This window comes from Sphingomonas psychrotolerans (assembly GCF_002796605.1).
GTDB lineage: Bacteria > Pseudomonadota > Alphaproteobacteria > Sphingomonadales > Sphingomonadaceae > Sphingomonas > Sphingomonas psychrotolerans.
Map to the genome: position 1 here is coordinate 2,931,184 of NZ_CP024923.1, position 18,022 is coordinate 2,949,205.

The window sequence follows — 18,022 nt, forward strand, 5'->3', positions numbered from 1 at the left end:
AATGGCCCCTCCCCTAACCCCTCCCGCAAGCGGAAGGGGAACAAGGATTTTTCGAATGGAAACCACCAATCCACATTGCGGCGTCGTCGCAATCGTCGGCGCGCCCAACGCCGGCAAGTCCACCTTGGTCAATGCGCTCGTCGGTCAGAAGGTCGCGATCGTCAGCCCCAAGGCGCAGACCACGCGCGCCCGGCTGATGGGCATTGCCATCCACGGCGATGCCCAGCTCGTCCTCGTCGATACGCCGGGTATCTTCACGCCCGAACGCCGGCTCGACCGCGCGATGGTCGCAGCCGCGTGGGAAGGCACTGATGGCGCCGACCTGATCGCGCTGGTGGTCGACGGCAAGGGCGGGACCGGGTCCAAGGTCCGGCAAGTCGTCGAGAGCCTCGCAGGGCGCCCCGAGCGCAAGATCCTGATCCTCAACAAGGTCGATATCGCAGACAAGCCGCGGCTGCTCGGGCATGTCGCCAAGCTCAACGAGATGCTGCCGTTCGACGAGACTTACTTCGTCAGTGCGCAGACCGGCGATGGCGTCCCCGAACTCAAGGCCGCGCTCGCCGCGGCGATGCCCGAGAGCGCGTGGCACTTTCCCGAGGACCAGGTTTCCGATGCCACCGAGCGGATGATCGCCGCCGAGGTGACGCGCGAGCAGCTCTACCTCCAGCTGCACGCCGAGCTGCCTTATGCCAGCGCGGTCGAGACCGAGAAATATTCGGAGCGGCCCGACGGCTCTGTCGAGATCCACCAGCAGATCCTCGTCGCGCGCGACACCCAGCGCGCGATCGTGCTCGGCAAGGGCGGCACCCGGATCAAGGAGATCGGCGCTCGCGCCCGCGCCGAGCTGTCGCGGATCATGGGGGTACCGGTGCACCTCTACCTCCACGTCAAGGTCAACCCGAAATGGGAGGAAGATCGCGCGCTCTATCGCGACATTGGGCTCGACTGGGTCGATTAGGCGCCGACGAGCACTTCCTCGACCCAGGCGGGCACCAGCACGCCCGCGGGTCCCATCCGACTCTCGCCGAACCACAGGCTGCCTTCCGACGGGTCAAGATTGAGTTCGAGCGTCGCAGCGCCGTGATAGCGCGCGGTCTGGACGAAGCCAGCCGCCGGATAAACGGCGCCCGAAGTGCCGATCGAGACGAACAGATGGGCTTGGGCGAGCGCGTGCTCGATACGCTCCATCTGGTACGGCATCTCCCCGAAGAAGACGATGTCGGGGCGCAGCGCCGGGGTGCCGCAATTGGAGCATTCGGTCTCGGGCGGCAGCGCGTCTTCCCAGCCAATGCGGATACCGCATGCAGCGCACAAGGCCGATTTGAGTTCGCCGTGCATATGGAGCAGCCGCGCCGATCCGGCGCGCTCGTGCAAATCGTCGACATTCTGAGTGACGAGCAGCAGCTCGCCTGGCCATTTCGCATCGAGCGCGGCGAGCGCGCGGTGCGCGGCATTGGGCTCGACGCTCGCCAGCTTCGCGCGCCGTTCGTCGTAGAAGCGGTGCACCAGTTCGGAATCGCGCGCGAGCGCCTGCGGGGTGCAGACATCCTCGACCCGGTGCCCTTCCCAAAGCCCGCCGGGTCCGCGGAAGGTCGCGACGCCGCTCTCAGCGGAAATGCCCGCCCCGGTGAGGATCACGATGTTGCGGCGATCGGGCATTGCCGATCTCTACCGCCTGCCATGCGGTTGCCGCAAATCCGTTGTTGATTGCACCACCGCTTTGGAGCGCCTGCCGATGCTGCTCGCCTTTCTGCTCGTCCAGGCCGTGTCGCAGGATCGCAACCTCGTTCCGGGCGGGGACGAAGACGGGACGCGAACGACCGCCGCCGCGCCGCGCTGCGATTCCGCAGCCGAGGACATCGTAGTATGCGGCACTGCCGACCCGGGCCAGTTCCGCCTGAAGAAGATCGAACCGCGTTATGTCGAGCCGCCGGTGCGCGCAGCGAAGCAGGTGGGCCCGGGCGAGCTCTCGGCCGAGCTCGAGCGACGCGAGTTCCCAGGCGCCTCGTCGCGCCGGGCGATGCTGCGCTTCCGGATCCCGCTGGGCGCCGGGAAGCCGAAATAGCCCCTGTCGCGCCGCCCCATGATTGTGCCAAAGCAGCGCCATGACGAGCATCGGTATTTTCGGAAGCATGGGGCGGATGGGACAGGCGATCGCCGCCGTGGCACCCGGCCTCGGCGCGCGGGTCGCAGGGGGGCGGATGTCGGCGACAGCCCGGCCGATCTCGCGCGCAAGGCCGATGTGCTGGTCGATTTTTCCGCGCCCGCCGCGCTTGAGGCGCATCTCGGCGCCGCGCGTGCGGCCTGGACGCCCATCGTGATCGGCACCACCGGAATCGGCGCACACCATCACGCGCTGATCGATGCCGCCGCCGCGGAAATCCCCGTGCTCCAGACCGGCAACACCTCGCTCGGTATAGGGCTGCTGGCGCGGCTGGTACGCGAGGCGGCGGCGCGATTAGGCCCCGACTGGGACATCGAGATCGTCGAGATGCACCATCGCAACAAGGCCGATGCGCCCTCGGGCACCGCGCTGATGCTCGGCAACGCCGCCGCGCACGGCATCGGCACGACCCTTGCCGATGCGGGCGTCAGCGACCGCGCCGGCCTGACAGGACCCCGCGCGGAGGGCACGATCGGCATGGCGTCGCTGCGCGGCGGATCGGTGGTCGGCGATCACAGCGTGATCTTCGCCACCGCCGGCGAGCGCATCGAGCTCATCCACCGCGCCGACGATCGCACGATCTTCGCGCGCGGCGCGGTGCAGGCGGCACTCTGGCTCAAGGGGCAGCAGCCCGGCCGATACACGATGGACGAGGTGCTCGGCATTTGAACAAGGCGGAGACTGTCGAGTTCTTCGCGCGGCTCGCGGGCGACAATCCGCACCCGGAGACCGAGCTCGAATATAGCAACGCCTATACCTTGCTAGTCGCGGTGGTGCTCTCCGCGCAGATGACCGACGCCGGCGTCAACAAGGCGACGCGCACGCTCTTTGCCGAAGCCGATACCCCGAGAAGATGCTCGCGCTCGGCGAGGAGACGCTCAAGCAACGGCTGCGGACGATCAACTTCTACAACACCAAGGCAAAGAACGTCCTCGGTCTCAGCCGCGCGCTGATCGAGCGACATGGTGGCGAAGTCCCCGCCGACCGCGATTTGCTCGAGGCGCTGCCCGGCGTCGGGCGCAAGACCGCCAATGTCGTGCTCAATTCGGCGTTCGGACGCGAGACCTTCGCCGTCGACACCCACATCTTCCGCGTCGGCAACCGCACCGGGCTGGCACGCGGCAAGAACCCGCTCGAGGTGGAACGCAAGCTCGACAAGCGCGTGCCCCAACCCTTCCGGTTGCATGCCCATCACTGGCTGATCCTGCACGGCCGTTACACCTGCAAGGCGCGGACGCCCGAATGCTGGCGCTGCGTGGTCATGGATCTGTGCGCGTACAAGCCCAAGGCCCTCACCCCGCCCGCACGCAAGTCCGTAACGCGCTGACGCGGAAACGGCTGGCGCGGCCGGTTTTGCTTTGCTAGGCGCGGCTTTCAGGCACCCGTAGCTCAGCTGGATAGAGCGCTGCCCTCCGAAGGCAGAGGCCACAGGTTCGAATCCTGTCGGGTGCGCCATGTTTTCAACTACTTAGTGACAAATCACGCGCCGGTTATGTTCCGGCGTGCGAGTTATGTGCGACCAACGCTCGACCGCGGCGCGCCGTCCCCTCGCTCAGGTTCGGAGCGTGAGCATCCGAATCATGTCTGCGATCTGGGGCATGGCGCTGCCGGATAGCGAGATGCTGGTGCTGTTGGCGCTAGCCGACGCGGCGAATGACGAGGGGGTTTGCCCGAACCGCTCGATCGAGTGCAGCAGATGGTCCGCTGGCACATGCCGCTCTAGGCTGAAGCTGAAGAAAAGTGCCCCCTGCGCCAGCGTCCGCTCGCCCATCATCGCCCCTCTCCGCTCTCTCCCGGAGAGTGAATCAGACCATCCGCGCTACTTCTAGACCGACTTCTTCAACCCAATCGGCGCATACCAGATACGAACCGCGCGACTCGGCTTGGGCCGAAGTCTCGCGGCTCATGTCTGCAGTGTTGATCAGAGCTTGCCCCCTGCGAGCAGCTCACGGGTGCGCTTCAGGGTAGATACCAGCGCGGCTTTGTACCCCTTGTCGCTGTCGAACTGCGCTTGTTCGGCCCGTACTTCCGGGCCGTTCGGCTCCTTGTCGCGCAGGCCGAGATAGCAATAGAAGCGCAACTGAAGCGCCCCGGCCTCGTCTTCGTAGAGCTCGTTGATGATCGCGCCTTCGCGCGGACCGGTGGCCTGGAAAAAGGTCACTTTGCTCTCGGGCTCGAGGGTGATGATTTCCCGCAGATCGGCGCCCCCGATCACCGCCTCGCGGACGAAATGCGTGGCGCTTTCTTCGACGACCTCGCAGCGCGTGCAAAGGCCGGGCGGCAGGAACAGACGGGCGTCCCGAGCCTTGAGCTCCAGGCCGGCCCATGCCTGCGCACGGGTCAGCGGTATCTCGCCTTGGGGATTCACAGGAACGGTGGCGGTCGAATAGATCATGATACGTCTCTTTGGTGTGGGGTTGCGGCGCCTGGGCTCAAGCGGCGATCTCGGCGGCGAAATCGCGATAGGAGCGCAGCGGCCGGCCGAGCAGTGCGGTGAGGCGTTCGACCTCGCCCGCAGCGGGGATCATGCCCTCGCTCTGGAAGCGCTCGGCCATCAGCCGCATGTCGAACGCCATCCAGCCCGGCGAGAACTGTCGCAAAGTCTGCTCGAACCTGGCAGTGTCGTCGCCAGCATAAGCGATCGGGCGGCCAAGCACCTCGGTCCAGATGCCAGCGACGTCCGCGCCGGTCAGCGTATCGGGACCGACGAGCGTGATGTGATCGAGCGGCAGCGGGATGCTGGACTGCTCGCGGCGCAGAAGCTCGATCGCCGCGATCTCGCCGATGTCGCGCGCATCGACCATCGCCAGTCCCTTGCTGCCGATCGGCATCGGGTACACCCCGTGGCCGGTTACCACGTCCTTGATGGTGATATCGTTGTCGATGAAATAGGCAGGGCGCAGGATAGTGGCCGGCATGCCCATCTGCTCGATCGCGCGCTCCACGGCGAATTTGACCGCGAAGTGCGGTACGTTGGCGTAGAGATCGCCGTGGATCACCGACAGGTACACGACTCGCTCGATGCCGGTCTCGCGGGCCACGTTTAGCGCGATCAGCGCCTGGGTGAATTCATCTGCCGCCACTGCGTTCAGCAAGAACAGCGTCGAGACGCCGGAGAATGCACTGCGCAGCGAGTCGGTGTCGAACAGATCGCCCTGGACGACGCTGACCCTCGCGGGGAGGTTGGCCGTTGCAGGATTGCGGACGAGCGCGCGGACATCGGCGTCGCGGGCGAGGAGCTGGTCGATCACGTGGCGGCCGATACGGCCGGTAGCGCCGGTAACGAGAATGGTCATGCGGTGTCTCCTTGTTTGATGCCCGACTGGCAGTCCGGAAATTAGCGATCCACAAGCGATCCAATAGGCGCTATATCTGGACACACAGTCTCACTGGTGGAACACATGGACCTGCTTGCCCTCGCGGATTTCAATCTCGTCGCCCGGCACGGAGGATTTGGTCGCGCCGCCCGCGCCGCCGGGCGGCCCAAGGCGACGCTGTCGCGCCGGGTCTCGGAGCTCGAAGCGAGTCTGGACCTGCGATTGTTCGAGCGCGGCGCGCGCATGCTCAAGCTGACCGAGGAGGGGCGCGCGCTCTACCAGCGAACAAGCGCGCTGCTCACCGAACTCGGCGAGACGGCGGCTGCAATCACATCGGGGGGGAACACGCCACGAGGTCGATTGCGGATCAGCGCGCCGCTGCTGTTTTCGCAAATCGCGATGGGGAAGCTTGCCGCGGGATTCACCGCGAGATTCCCTGAAGTCCGGCTCGAGGTGACCACCGAAGATCGCCCGGTCGACATGATCGAGGAAGGGTATGACCTTGTTATCCGCGTCAATCCCGATCCAGACGACAGCCTTGTGGGACGCGCCTTCCTGCGCGATCGGCTCGTAGTCGTGGCGAGCCCGACGCTCGCAAGGCCAACGGACGGAACAGCCGCGCCCGTGGTTGTCCGGGGATCCGGTGACCAGCCCGATCAGTGGAGAATGCAAACCTCGGAGGGAGAGGCGATCATCGCGGTCGACCCAGTCCTCCGTCTCTCCTCGATTATCATGGTCCGAGATGCGATTCGGGCTGGGGGCGGCGCCGCGCGCCTTCCGATATCGCTGGTCAGCCATGACCTTGCGGCGGGCACCCTGATGCACTGGGGCGATATCGATGGCCCGGACATCGCATTATGGGCGCTCTATCCATCGCGCCGCCTGTTGAGCGCGCGAGTGTCGGCGTTTCTCGACTTCCTCAAATCGGCGTTCCCGACCGGAGCGCCGGGCGAGCTGGCTGCCTTTATCGGCGAATAGGCGTCGCCTCGGCCATCGAACCACCTCCGCCGATCGATCGGCGGCGGGAACTGAACGGATGGAACATCCCCCCAACTCTTACGCGATCTGAAAATTCTAGCGACGGCTCACCGCAAAGATCGGGGCTGCGAGCGCAACTGCAAAGATCCCGGCGACAAGAAGCAACATCGTGGCGATCATGTCGCCGCCGATAGCCTTGGCCAGCGATCGCTCGGCCAGAACCACCGCCACGAGCACCGCGGCGGCCAGCAAGCTCAAAGATCCATCTTCCCGTCCTTCTCGTCCGCGACCTCGTCTTCGGACGAACCCGGGCCAATCGGGAAAGAGCCGGAAAAGACAATGGCGTGTCTGTGGAATCGGTTGCGTGGCGTCCGCGCGCCACTGCGGACACGGCGGCAGCGTCCGTGGAGTTCAGCATGATATCGATCCTTTGGAATCGGCACTCCGTGGCGCAGGTGGGACGGTGCGGCAGAGGCCTGTTCTCTCCTCCGCCGCACCATTCGGGGGCTCACACCCGCCTGGCGGCTGACGTTTTGTCCCCCGCGGTTGTCATCGCCATATTGGAGGGGAAACAGAATCCCGCCTTATCCGTGCGCTTGCTTACCCTGACCGATACCATCGGGGGAGACTAAGAGGGACAGGACCGAGCAATGCTATCACACCTGCGATGACCGCTTTGCGCCCAGAAGGGGTCCTTCATCCTCCGCGGGAGCCATCCACACAGGACGTTCATACGATATGGTACGGCGGCCACAACGCTTCGACTTCATGGTTCAAAACGCGGCGCGGCCGCGAAATCGCTTTGGCAGAAGGGACGATCGTTGAAGAGATAGCCATAATAGAATTCCCGCAGTCGCGCGTGATAGGCGCGAATGCGATCCTGATAAGCTAGCTGCGCAGACAGATCGGTCTGCGCCAGGCGAGTCAGGATCGCCTGTACGCCAACCGACGGCAGCACCCAGCCGAGCGTTCGTGCCGCTGCGCCGCGCTGTTCGAGGCCGGTGCGATAGGCGCGAACCCGATCCGCCACGCTCTCGTCTCCGACCTGGTGGAACGCGAAGTACCATTTGTAATGGAAGTCGACGGGCAACGGCGGAGAGCCGGCCCAGTGCGGGTGGCTTGCATAGAAGCGCCGCATCGTCTCCTCCCGCGGAATGTCCCAGGCACGGTTGACCGCCTCGCGTTGCGCCAGCGCGATCTCGGCGCCCTGATCTACCGTGATCGCGCGATTGATGGCGACATGGCCGAGCGTCGGCAGGACGAGGACGAGCACCAGCCAGCACGCAGCAAGCGTGGCGGCATTGGCGACCGAGCTCCAGCGTAGCCGGCTCACCAGAACCGACAAGGCGATCCAGAACAGCAGATAGGCCGCCGTCACGCTCAGGATCGCGAGGATGGCGACAAGAGACGCGCCGGACAGCACGGCTGCGGTCGCGAACGGCAATGCGAGCGCGACGAACAGCAGGGCGAAGCGCAGGCCGCCGCGCCGCAACCACAAGCGCCGGCGCGTTCCGGGCAACGCATCCAGCATCCGCGCGCGACCGGCTTCGCGTTCGCCGGATGCGAGATCGTGGAACAGCGCGATCACGAAGAGCGGGGCAAGAAAAACCAGCACGAACGCGAAGTCGAAGCGGCCGGGCAGAGCGAGCTGCGGATTGAAATTGTCGCCGTCGTGGACCTGCGCCTCGAGGCCGAGTGCGCGGACGCGAAGCATGTAGGGGGCCACATCGCGCATGCCGATCGCGGCGAAGGCGAGCGGGGAGGGCGGATCCCAGGTCGGATGGAAGCTGTAATAAGCGGCGCTGCCGGGGTCCCGGGACTTGTCGACCCATGCTGCGATCGCGCCGATATCCTCTGCCTGAGGTTTGGCGATCGCCTCGATCGCAGTGCGCTGGCGTTCGACTTCGGCAATCCCGGCGACGATCCCGGCGATCGTCAGTGCGCCGAGCAGCAACAAGGCGAACAAAGCGAGGCGGGCGCGCAGCAGCAACCGCAATTCATGCATCCAGAGGCGCATCAGCGGACTCCCAAACGGCGCGTGGCGAGGAAAAGCAGGATCGAGACGGCCCCGAGCCACATCAGCACCACTGCCAGTCCGGGCAGAGCCGCGTCCGCGAGTGTGGCGCCATCCGGTTGGCGGAACTTGAACTCCGGCATGGCCTGCCAATGGTTCCCGGAGACGCGCTTGCGGCGATCGGCGCCGGCGTCACCCGCGGTGTCGTTCGCGTAGGAGACAGCCTCGGCCTGCAGTCTGTTGAGGCGCTGGACGAGATCGTAGCGATAGGCTTCGGCCTGTTCGAGGAAACGCCGGTGGCCGGTAAAGTCGGTTCCGGCCGCCGCCATCGACAGATCGCGCAGCCCGATCGCCGGGCTGAGCATGCCGATCGTGCTGACCAGCGCGTTCTGATTTGCCTGTGCCGCGAAGCTCTCGCCGGCATAGCGGTCGAACAGGCTCGAAGTCATTTTCTCGCCCTCGAGCGCGAGCAGCCCTTTATAGTTGACCGGCAGATCCTCGATCCGGGTCACGCCGTAGCGCGCGAGCACCGATTGCTTGAACCGCGCGAAATAAGGATCGTCGGGATTGTGGCTGTCGCCCATGCCGCGCAGGTCGCGCGCGATGGCGATGTCGGTCTGCAAGCGGTTGGCGAGCGGATAAGCCGCGCTGGCGATATCCGGCGCCACGCGCGGCAGCAGCACCACGACGACCGCCCAGACGGCGAGCAGCGCCAGCAGCGCGTCGCGACTGCGCCGAACCAGCGCCGAGACGAGGACGATGGCGACCGTCCAGAGCGCGAGCCAGGCGGCATAGCCAAGTGCGATCACTGCCATCGGTGCGGCGAGCGCGTCCGGCTGACCCGCGATCAGCGCGAAGCCGAGCATTGCCGGAAGCCCTGCAAGCAATGCCACCAGTCCGAGCGCGCCGAGCTTGCCCGCCACGATCTGCCCGCGGGAAGCGCCCTGCAGCATCAACGGCTGGAGGGTGCCGCGCTCGCGCTCGCGTGCGATCACGCCGAAACCGAGGAAGATCAGCAGCAGCGGCGCCACCGCCTGCAGCACGAAAGCGGGGGTCAGCTGCCCGAAGCGGACGAGTAGCGAACTCTGCCGCACGTCGCCGAAGTTCGCGCTGTTCTGGCGATGGCCTTCGAGGAACATGCTGTTGCCCGTGAAGGCATCCACGCCGGGATCGAAAGCGGCGAGCGGCCCGAGCGGCCGGAAGATGAAATGGCCGTAATGGACCACCCGGTGCGGGTGACGGTCGGGCTGGGCATCGAACGCAGCTTCGGCTGCGGCTTGCTGGCGCGCGCGCAGCTCGGCGACCCCGCGCTGGTGGCTCCACGACGTCGCCACCGCGACCAATGTCAGCAGCACGAGCAGTGCAAAGGCGATCACCGCGACGCGATTGCGCAGCATCAGGCGCAATTCGTCACGCGCGATGAGGCGGAGCGGGCTCATGCCGCGCGCACCGTATCGGCAGCGAAGCGCGCATGGAGCGCCCGCAGGTCGAAACGCTCCACGCCCTGCGCCGCAACCTCCTCGACAATCCGGCCGGCATCGAGAAAGCCGATCCGGTCGGCGACGTCGGCGGCGCTGAGCAGGTCGTGGGTGACCATCAGCACTGCAGTGCCGCGATCGCGCACCGCCGCGAGCAGGCGATTGAAATCGCTCGTCGCCCGTGGATCGAGGCCGGAAGTCGGCTCGTCGAGCAGAAGCACCGGCACTTCGCGAAGCAAGGCCACCGCGATCGCCACCTTCTGCCGCATGCCCTTGGAAAAGCCGCCGAGGCGCTGATCCCATGCCCGCTCCTGCAATCCAGCGGCGTCGAAGGCGGCGACGATCTCGGCGCGCGACCGCGGCGTGCCCGACAGCGCCAGCAGATAATCGGCGTTCTCGACTGCCGAGAGATGCTCGTAGAGCGCAACATTTTCCGGAAGATACGCAATGCGCCGCCGCGCTTCGTCGGCGCCGGCCGAAGGGTCGATTCCGGCGACCCGCGCGCTACCACGCTCCGGGGTCGCGAAGCCGAGCAGCACCGACAAGGTGGTCGACTTGCCTGCGCCGTTACCGCCCAGCAGGGCATAGACGCTCGCGGCCGGTACGGTCAGCGACAGCCGGTCGAGGACCCGGTGGGAGCCGTAGGAAAGCACGACGTCGTCGAGCAGGATCGGAGCCGGTGCGGCTTCGGGCAAGGCGATTCTCCTGGTTGCGGACCGCCTCTGTCACCCGCCGAATCGGCGTCCGTCAAGTGATATGTTGCATCATATCATTGACTCATTTGTGCGGCGCAGCTTAGGGGCGCGTGATACATCATATCATCGATCAAGGGGATCATAATGGGAGTTTGGACGCGTTGGGTGCTGGCCGGCGTCATGCTGCTGCCGGTGGAAGCATGGGCGCAGGAGCGCGAGGATGCGGAGCAATCGGGCGAGGTGATCGTCGTGACCGGCTCGCGCGCGGCCAATGCAAGCATCAACGGCCTTTCCGTCGATCCGATATTGCTGCCACAGAATGTCCGCGTTCTGGATGCGGAGCTGATCGCCCGCGCCGGCTTCACCGATCTGTCGCAGCTATACGATCTGTCGGGCGGCATGGCGCGGCAGAACAGCTTCGGCGGCGCGTGGGACGCCTATTCGATCCGGGGCTTTTCGGGCGACATCAACCAGGGGCCAGATCTGCTGATCAATCGCTTCACCGCCAATCGCGGCTTCAATGCGCGGCGTGACGTTGCGACCGTGGAGAGCTTCCAGGTGCTGAAAGGTCCGGCATCGGCGCTGTCGGGCAAGGGCGAGCCGGGGGGCTCGATCAACATCGTCACCAAGGCGCCGCTCGATCATTTCCATGCCGGCGGCGATATCTCGGTAGCCAGCTTCGACACGTGGCGCGGAAGCTTCGACATCGGGGGGCCGGCAACGCAGGGCGTCTCGACGCGGGTGATCGGAGTCTATCAGGCGGGCGACAGCTTTCGCGATCACAATCAATCGGATCGCCTGCTGCTCGCGCCTTCCCTGAGCTTGCAGCTCGGCCAACGCGTCCGTTTCCTCTACCAGCTCGAATATAATCTCGTGCACTTCACGCACGATCGCGGTCTGGTTGCCGTGAATGGCGACGCCATGGCGCTGCCGCGCGAACGCTTCCTCGGCGAACCAAATGACGGGCTGATCACCCAGCGCACCGCGCAGCATCAAGGCACAATCTATGTCGATCTCGCCGACGGCATCGCGCTCGAGGGCGGCGTCCAATATCGTGATGGCACGCTCAAGGGCCAGTCGACGCACAACAGTGCGCTGTTCGGGACGCGGCTGCGGCGTCAGCTCCGCATTCACGACTATGACTGGCAGGATTTGTCGGGGCGCATCGAACTCAGTGCAAACCGCCAAATCCTGGGCGTGGATCACCAGTTCCGCGTCGGCATGGACGCTTTCAGCTATGAGCAGCGTCGAATCTTCTACCGCTTCAGCCCGACGGCAGCGAAACCCTACGACATCGACATCTTCGATCCGGTTTACGGTCAGCCCAAGCCCGTCGCATTGCTCAACCAGGACCTGCTCGAGCAGCTGCGCGGCGAAAGCGTCTATGCGCAGGATCTGCTGACGCTCGACGATCGTTTCTCGCTGCTGCTCGGCATCCGCCACGACTGGATCCGGCAGGACAACGTCAACTACCGGACCAACCGCACCGATCGCCAATCCCCTTCGGCGACCAGTCCGCGCGCGGCGTTCACCTTCGCGCCGAGCGATCGCTTCTCCGCTTATCTGAGCTGGGGGCGGTCGTTCCGATTCAACCAGGGCGTCGACGCCGGGTCCGCGTCCTTTGCGCCGGAGCGCGGTGAAGCGCTGGAAGGCGGCGTCAAACTCGCGCTGCTCGACCGTCGGCTGCGCGGCACGGTCTCGCTGTTCCGCATCGCCAAGGACAATATCCTCGTCACCGACCCGGCCAATAGCGGCTTCAGCATCGCCGCCGGGCGCGCGCGCAGCGAAGGCGTCGAGGCGGATCTCGATTATGCCCCGGACGACCGGCTGACGCTGACCGCAGTCTATGCCTATACCGATACGAAGATTCTGGAGGACACGCGTCCGCAGCTCGTCGGCAGCGCGCTCCTGAATGTGCCGAAGCACAGCGGTGCGATCTATGGTTTCTGGCAGTCCGACCGGGCGCGGCCCGGATCGGTGGGTATCGGTGCCGGGCTGACCTATGTCGGCGCGCGCGCAGGCGACGACATCGCCAGCGGCTTCCGGCTCCCGGGCTATCTGACTGCGCGGCTGAATCTGTCGTGGCAGGTTTCGCACGGCGTCCGGCTCCACCTCGACGCCGAGAATCTGTTCGATCGCGATTATATCGAAAGTTCGTACAGCGACGTGTGGATCACGCCCGGCGCGCCCCGCACAATCCGCGCGCGGCTGGCGCTCGCGCTGTGAAGCGCTTCCTCGGTACCACCTTGCTGTTTGCCTGTGGCGCGTGGGACTCGCCGGCCGAAGCGCAGCGCACGCAGGAGAATGCGGCACGCGAAGCCGATGACGGTTTCGGCAAGAGCGTCGGCAATGAGTCGATCGGGATCTACGCCGGCGGCGAAGTGCGCGGGTTCAGCGCCACTGCGGCGGGCAACAACCGCATCGAGGGCCTGTATTTCGACCGGGCAGGCGCGGTTACCGACGTGATCGTCCGCGGCTCCACCGTGCGGGTGGGGCTTTCCGCGTTCGGTTATCCGCTGCCCGCGCCGACCGGGATCGTCGATCTCGAGCTTCGCCGGACGGGCGAGCGGGCGGTCGCGAGCGTGCAGCTCAACAGCGGCGACTATCGCGGCACCGATCTGATCGTCGACGCCGCGATCCCGGTGACCGACCGGCTGAGCGTCAATTTCGACGGGGGGCTTTACGACGACGAATATGTCAACGGCGCCGATGCGTGGTTCGTCAGTTATGGTGGCGTGGCGCGCTGGCGGCCCGTCGACGCGGTCGAGCTGACCGGGTTCTTCGGGCGATACGATTATGGCGACGAGGAGCAGGCGCCGGTGCTCTATCCCGCCGGCGATCACCTCCCGCCCAAGGTCGAGCGGCGGCGCTTCTTCGGCCAGCAATGGGCTGATTGGGCGGGGCACAGCCAGAATCTGGGCGCGCTCGTAAAGGCCAGCCTGGGATCGTGGCAGCTGGCGGCGGGCGGTTTCAACAGCCGCTTCACGCGTGATTCCTATGCGTCGGCCTGGTACAGCGACGTGAGCAGGGAGGGCGTCGGCCGCTCCTTTCTGCTCAGCGGCGTGGATCAACGCGCCGCTTCCTCCTCGGGCGAGATCCGAATCAGCCGCGCTTTCGCCGACGGACCGCGACGACACTGGTTGCTGACGTCGGTGCGCGGTCGCGACGTTCGGACCGACTATGGCGGCTATGCGCTGGCCGACCTCGGTGCGGCCGAGGTAGGCGTTCCCGATCCTCGCCCGCAGCCGGACTTGGCTTATGGTCCGCTGACGCACGATCGCGTGCGGCAGTTGAGCTACGCTCTGGGCTACGAGATGCGCTGGCCGAATGTCACCGAAGTCAATCTTGGCGTCACTCGCAGCGACTATAGCAAGATCGTTCGACAGCCCGGCCTGCCGGAGGCAAGGCAGGACGAGCGTCCCTGGCTGTGGAATGCGGCAGTGGCGGTGATGCCGACCAACCAGCTCACGCTCTTTGCTGCGGCGACGCGCGGACTGGAAGAAAGCGGCGTCGCGCCGGCCAACGCGGTCAATCGCGGCGAGGCGTTGCCGGCGCTGCGGACGCGGCAGCGTGAACTGGGCATTCGCTATACGTTGAGCGCGAACTGGCGACTGGTCGCCGCTGTCTTCGACATCGCCAAACCCTATTTCGAGATCGATCGCACCAACGCCGCCTATCGCGCGTTGGGCGAGGTTTCCCACAAGGGAGTCGAGGCGTCGCTATCGGCCCGGCCGTACGAGAGCCTGAGCATCGTCGCAGGGGCGGTGCTGCTTCATCCGCGGGTGAGCGGTCAGGCCGTGGATGATGGTCGTCTGGGCAATCGTCCGATCGGGCGGACGGGCATCCTGATCGATACTGCGATCGACTATCGATTGGGCTGGGTGCCGGGCCTGTCGCTCGATCTGCGCGCGACGCATGAGGGCCGCCGTGTCGCCAATGCGGCGGGTACGCTGGAACTGGCCGCCAGATCGATCCTCGACATCGGCGCCCGCTATCGCACCGGCATCGGCGGCGTGCCGACTCTCTTCCGTGCACAGGTCAAGAACGTGGGCGACGTCTTCGGCTGGAAAGTGTCGAGTGGCGGCGGTTTCACCTTGCTTCAGGGCAGGCGTGCGACCTTGTCGGTCACAGCGGATTTCCAATGACGCCACACGGATGAAAGGCGGCGATGTGATCGAGAAGCCGAAGCCGGAGGCGTCACCACTCAGTGGAAGTGCCGTTCGAAAGTGCGCGATGCGCTTGCGCACCAGCAGCTTTTCGCAAAGAAGTGCGTTCGCAACCGACACGATATCATCGCTAAGGCTGGCGACAGCGATGCGCCCAACTGCCGCCGCTACCGGTTTTGTGCCGAGGCTTGTGAGCTGCCGTTCCATCCAATGGGAATGGTAACGATCTCGCAGCCGAATGGCGTATCATGCTGGTTTGCCGCGATACGGAGCGCGTCGCAGATAATGCGACAATGGCTAGAACTTCGCCCGAACGCCGAAATTGTATCGTGCGCCTGTATCCTGGAGAAGCAAGAACCGATCCTCGATGGCCGACCATTCGTCCACTCGCTGTTTGGTGACATTCACGCCTTGGACGTAGAGCTGAAAGTTCGAAGTGACATCATAGCCGAGGTTGAAATCCAGCTGGCCGTAGCTGGATCGGTTGCGCGGTCGCCCTTGGCTCGAGCGGCAGGCGCGAAGATATTCCGATCGCCAGTTGTACGATACGCGCGCGGAAATGCCGTACTTCTCGTAAAAAACGCTTCCGTTGGCAGAGTGCGGCGAGAGCCCGTTATACCCGCAATCATAATCGGCCAGCGCCTGATCGCGCTGCACCCGGCTGTCGACATAGGTATAATTGCCGGTGACGCCGAAGCCGGATGCGAATCCGGGCAGCCAGTCGAGGGCGTACTGGCCGCCGATTTCGATCCCGCGAATATAGCCGCTTTGTCCGTTGCGCGTGCGGGTGTCCTGGAAAGTGCGGCCGAAGCGTGTCACCGGCAGGGTTTGCAGTTCGAGAAAATCACTCAGGTCCTTGTGGAATCCGCCAACGCTCACATAGCTAACCGGCGACAGATACCATTCGACCGACACGTCGTAGTTGGTCGACTTGAAGGGAAGCAGGGTCGGATTGCCTCCACCCGAAAGCGGCACGGAGACACGGCCGCCGAAATTGTTGTCCACGCCGAGATCGGTGAGCGTCGGTCGCGTGACCGTCTGCGAATAGGCCGCGCGCGCAATCAGCTTGTCGGTCACATTATACTTGATGTTCGCCGACGGCAGCGCGTTGACGTAGCTGTTCCTGACCTCGATCGCGGTCGATGGTCCGAATGTGTAGGTCAGGGTATCATCGCCGGGCGTCGTGGTGATGCCGGTGACGGGCAGATCGAAGCCGCGCGAAATCGTCTCAGTGCGCACGACGCGGATGCCGGCATTCGCCGTCCAGCGCGGGCCGCCGAACTCCATCGCGACATACCCCGCCCACAGCCTTTCGGTCACGTCGAGCCGGTTGCCCAGATTCTCCCGCACGCCAAAGGGGCCGCCTGGCAAGGCGAGCAGCCGCGCCGCCTCTGCGGCCTGCTGCTCGGCAGTGCGCCCGCTCCGCGGCAGCGCGAGCCTTGCCGGGTCGGAAAGATAGGCGATGATCGCATCGGGGTCGTAGGTGAAGAATTGCCGAGGCACACTCTCGGCCCCCGAGGCACCCGCAAGATAATTGTCGAGCGTGTAGACGCGCAGAAGCGAGGGATCGATCGGGATCTCATAGCCGCAATAGGCGCACTGACCGTCCTGGTTGTTGAACGACCGCCGGACCTTGTTGCGATCAGAATAGGAAAAACCGATGCGGACCGTCTGAAGGATGCTGTCATGCACCTTGTAGTCGGTATCGAGATGATATTCCGAGCCCCTGTCTCGCGCGCGATTGTCTGAAACGTCGAGATAATGCGCCGTCATCATCGACGGATCGATGAGGTCGCCGAGGTTCGACGCGATCGGCAGATCGCTCCCTTTGTTGAGGTCGAAGCCGGGTGCGGTGCGTGAGCGGGCGCCGACCACCACGAACTTGCCCGGATTGCGCTGCACTGCCTGCGTGCGCGAGATGTCGAGCCGCACCTCGACGTCGTCGGCGGGGTTCCACTTCAGATTGCCGCCAGTCTGGTAGGTTTCCGTCAGTCGGTTGCTGGGGCCGACGATGTTGTCCATCACGCCCGCGGGATAGCCGGCGTCGCGGATCGCGGGATTGGCGGCGAGGAAATCTGTGCCGAAGCGATTGAAACTGGTGACGGTGCCATTCTCGTCAAACTGCAGGCCGAGGAACGGCTGTGCGTAGAAACTGGCGAAAAAATTGCGGTCGGTGAACACGTCGAACTTGGAATAGAGGCCGTCCACGGTCAGCAACAGCGTGTCGCCGAGCTGCGCCTGAACGGCCCCGGCGACGTTGACCCGGCGGCGGCGCTCCCGGAAACGGTTGAACTGGATGTTCTGCGGCGTGTGGATCACGGCGCTGGTCGTCACCACGCTCGCCGGCAGGCCGGTCGCGTCGGGCGCGGCGTTCACTACCTGTTGCGGGCCGAACAGCCAGCCTTCGGTCTGAACGAAGTCGAGCTGGCTCTTGCGGTCGGTGTACGATCCCGAGAGCACGGCGCCGAACGTCTTGTCGCTATTGGTCCAGGAGACGATCGCGGAGGCGTCGGGGCCCAGCTTTTCGCGCAGCGTGTCGTATATGCCCCCGGCAGATGCGGCGAAATGAAAGCCGGACTGCCCGTCGAGCGGACGTGCCGTGACGATGTTCACCGTCGCGCCGATTCCGCCTTCCTGAAGCTGGGGCACACTGGATTTGAACACGTCGGTGCGCTGGATCATGTTCGAGGAAAGCACGTCGAAGGAGAATTCTCGTCCGGGATTGTCCGTCGCCATGACGCGGCCGTTGACCAGCACGGTGTTGAACTCGGGCCCTAGTCCGCGGACTGTGATGAACTGCCCTTCGCCGCCCGATCGATCGATCGCGACACCAGTGATGCGCTGCAGGGACTCCGCGATGTTGGCGTCGGGAAATTTGCCGACATCTTCGGCAGAGATCGTGTCTACAATCTGTTGCGCGTCCCGCTTGATCCGCGCGGAGGTGGCAAGACTGCCCCGGATGCCGGTGACGACGATATCTGTGCCAGTGTCTTCCTGCCCGACTCCTGCCGGATCGGTGACCTCGCCTTGGCCGGGGGAGCCGGAACTAGTTTGGTTTGCGGGAGGCGCCGCAGGTTCTACACCTTGAGCTATAGCGGGAACGGCAGTCAACATTCCACCGGCCAAATACACGGCCTTCAAGCGATGCATCCATCTTCCCCTTTTTTGCGCGAACTTCGCCGCTTTTGTATTTCAAATTACATTATTATC

The 18,022-nt window shown here is 65.0% G+C and carries 14 protein-coding genes, 1 tRNA gene and 2 pseudogenes; 8 read left to right on the top strand and 9 right to left on the bottom strand.

The window, feature by feature from the left end:
* Positions 1–55: 55 nt before the first annotated feature.
* Positions 56–958, top strand: coding sequence for a GTPase Era (gene era / locus CVN68_RS13170; protein WP_100282614.1), 903 nt, complete (start codon positions 56–58; stop codon positions 956–958).
* Here era and CVN68_RS13175 read toward each other — a convergent pair.
* Complete coding sequence (locus tag CVN68_RS13175) at positions 955–1,659, bottom strand: NAD-dependent deacylase (RefSeq protein ID WP_100282615.1); 705 nt, start codon at positions 1,657–1,659, stop codon at positions 955–957. The two genes, era and CVN68_RS13175, sit on opposite strands and share 4 nt — an antisense overlap.
* Positions 1,660–1,735: 76 nt before the next feature.
* Here CVN68_RS13175 and CVN68_RS13180 point away from each other — a divergent pair, with 76 nt between their 5' ends.
* The 4 genes and pseudogenes from CVN68_RS13180 (at position 1,736) to CVN68_RS13195 (ending at position 3,619) form a co-directional block, all read left to right on the top strand.
* Positions 1,736–2,065 (top strand): hypothetical protein, encoded by a 330-nt coding sequence (locus tag CVN68_RS13180; protein ID WP_158298877.1) that lies wholly within the window; start codon positions 1,736–1,738, stop codon positions 2,063–2,065.
* A 40-nt stretch (positions 2,066–2,105) separates the two neighbouring features.
* Positions 2,106–2,833, top strand: a pseudogene (gene dapB, locus CVN68_RS13185) (4-hydroxy-tetrahydrodipicolinate reductase).
* A pseudogene (nth, locus tag CVN68_RS13190) lies at positions 2,830–3,491 on the top strand (endonuclease III). Before dapB ends, nth begins: the two co-directional pseudogenes overlap by 4 nt.
* A gap of 51 nt (positions 3,492–3,542) precedes the next feature.
* Positions 3,543–3,619, top strand: a tRNA-Arg gene (locus tag CVN68_RS13195).
* Positions 3,620–3,716: 97 nt separating this feature from the next.
* Here CVN68_RS13195 and CVN68_RS13200 read toward each other — a convergent pair.
* From CVN68_RS13200 to CVN68_RS13210, 3 genes are all read right to left on the bottom strand, one after another.
* Positions 3,717–3,938: a hypothetical protein gene (locus CVN68_RS13200; protein WP_100282617.1), complete on the bottom strand. Its 222-nt coding sequence runs from the start codon at positions 3,936–3,938 to the stop codon at positions 3,717–3,719.
* A gap of 147 nt (positions 3,939–4,085) precedes the next feature.
* Positions 4,086–4,559, bottom strand: a complete 474-nt coding sequence (locus tag CVN68_RS13205; RefSeq protein WP_100282618.1) for an SRPBCC family protein — start codon at positions 4,557–4,559, stop codon at positions 4,086–4,088.
* Between the two features lie 37 nt (positions 4,560–4,596).
* Positions 4,597–5,460, bottom strand: a complete 864-nt coding sequence (locus CVN68_RS13210; RefSeq protein WP_100282619.1) for an SDR family oxidoreductase — start codon at positions 5,458–5,460, stop codon at positions 4,597–4,599.
* Between the two features lie 105 nt (positions 5,461–5,565).
* Between CVN68_RS13210 and CVN68_RS13215 the strand changes: the two genes are divergently transcribed.
* The gene (locus tag CVN68_RS13215; RefSeq protein ID WP_100282620.1) at positions 5,566–6,459 is read left to right on the top strand and encodes a LysR family transcriptional regulator; all 894 of its coding nucleotides are present in this window, start codon (positions 5,566–5,568) and stop codon (positions 6,457–6,459) included.
* 96 nt (positions 6,460–6,555) lie between these two features.
* Here CVN68_RS13215 and CVN68_RS23225 read toward each other — a convergent pair whose 3' ends face one another.
* The 4 genes from CVN68_RS23225 to CVN68_RS13230 all read right to left on the bottom strand — a co-directional run bounded on the left by CVN68_RS23225 (position 6,556) and on the right by CVN68_RS13230 (position 10,646).
* Positions 6,556–6,717 (bottom strand): hypothetical protein, encoded by a 162-nt coding sequence (locus tag CVN68_RS23225; RefSeq protein WP_158298878.1) that lies wholly within the window; start codon positions 6,715–6,717, stop codon positions 6,556–6,558.
* Positions 6,718–7,225: 508 nt separating this feature from the next.
* Positions 7,226–8,476, bottom strand: a complete 1,251-nt coding sequence (locus CVN68_RS13220; protein ID WP_100282621.1) for an ABC transporter permease — start codon at positions 8,474–8,476, stop codon at positions 7,226–7,228.
* A complete protein-coding gene (locus tag CVN68_RS13225) occupies positions 8,476–9,912 on the bottom strand; it encodes an ABC transporter permease (protein ID WP_100282622.1) in 1,437 nt (478 codons plus the stop codon). The genes CVN68_RS13220 and CVN68_RS13225 overlap by 1 nt, the downstream gene beginning before the upstream one ends.
* The gene (locus CVN68_RS13230; protein WP_100282623.1) at positions 9,909–10,646 is read right to left on the bottom strand and encodes an ABC transporter ATP-binding protein; all 738 of its coding nucleotides are present in this window, start codon (positions 10,644–10,646) and stop codon (positions 9,909–9,911) included. The genes CVN68_RS13225 and CVN68_RS13230 overlap by 4 nt, the downstream gene beginning before the upstream one ends.
* A gap of 144 nt (positions 10,647–10,790) precedes the next feature.
* Between CVN68_RS13230 and CVN68_RS13235 the strand changes: the two genes are divergently transcribed.
* Positions 10,791–12,872: a TonB-dependent siderophore receptor gene (locus tag CVN68_RS13235; RefSeq protein ID WP_100282624.1), complete on the top strand. Its 2,082-nt coding sequence runs from the start codon at positions 10,791–10,793 to the stop codon at positions 12,870–12,872.
* Complete coding sequence (locus CVN68_RS13240) at positions 12,869–14,791, top strand: TonB-dependent receptor (protein ID WP_158298879.1); 1,923 nt, start codon at positions 12,869–12,871, stop codon at positions 14,789–14,791. The genes CVN68_RS13235 and CVN68_RS13240 overlap by 4 nt, the downstream gene beginning before the upstream one ends.
* Positions 14,792–15,109: 318 nt before the next feature.
* Here the strand turns inward: CVN68_RS13240 and CVN68_RS13245 are convergent, their stop codons facing one another.
* Complete coding sequence (locus CVN68_RS13245; RefSeq protein WP_158298880.1) at positions 15,110–17,926, bottom strand: TonB-dependent receptor; 2,817 nt, start codon at positions 17,924–17,926, stop codon at positions 15,110–15,112.
* Between the last annotated feature and the right edge of the window lie 96 nt (positions 17,927–18,022).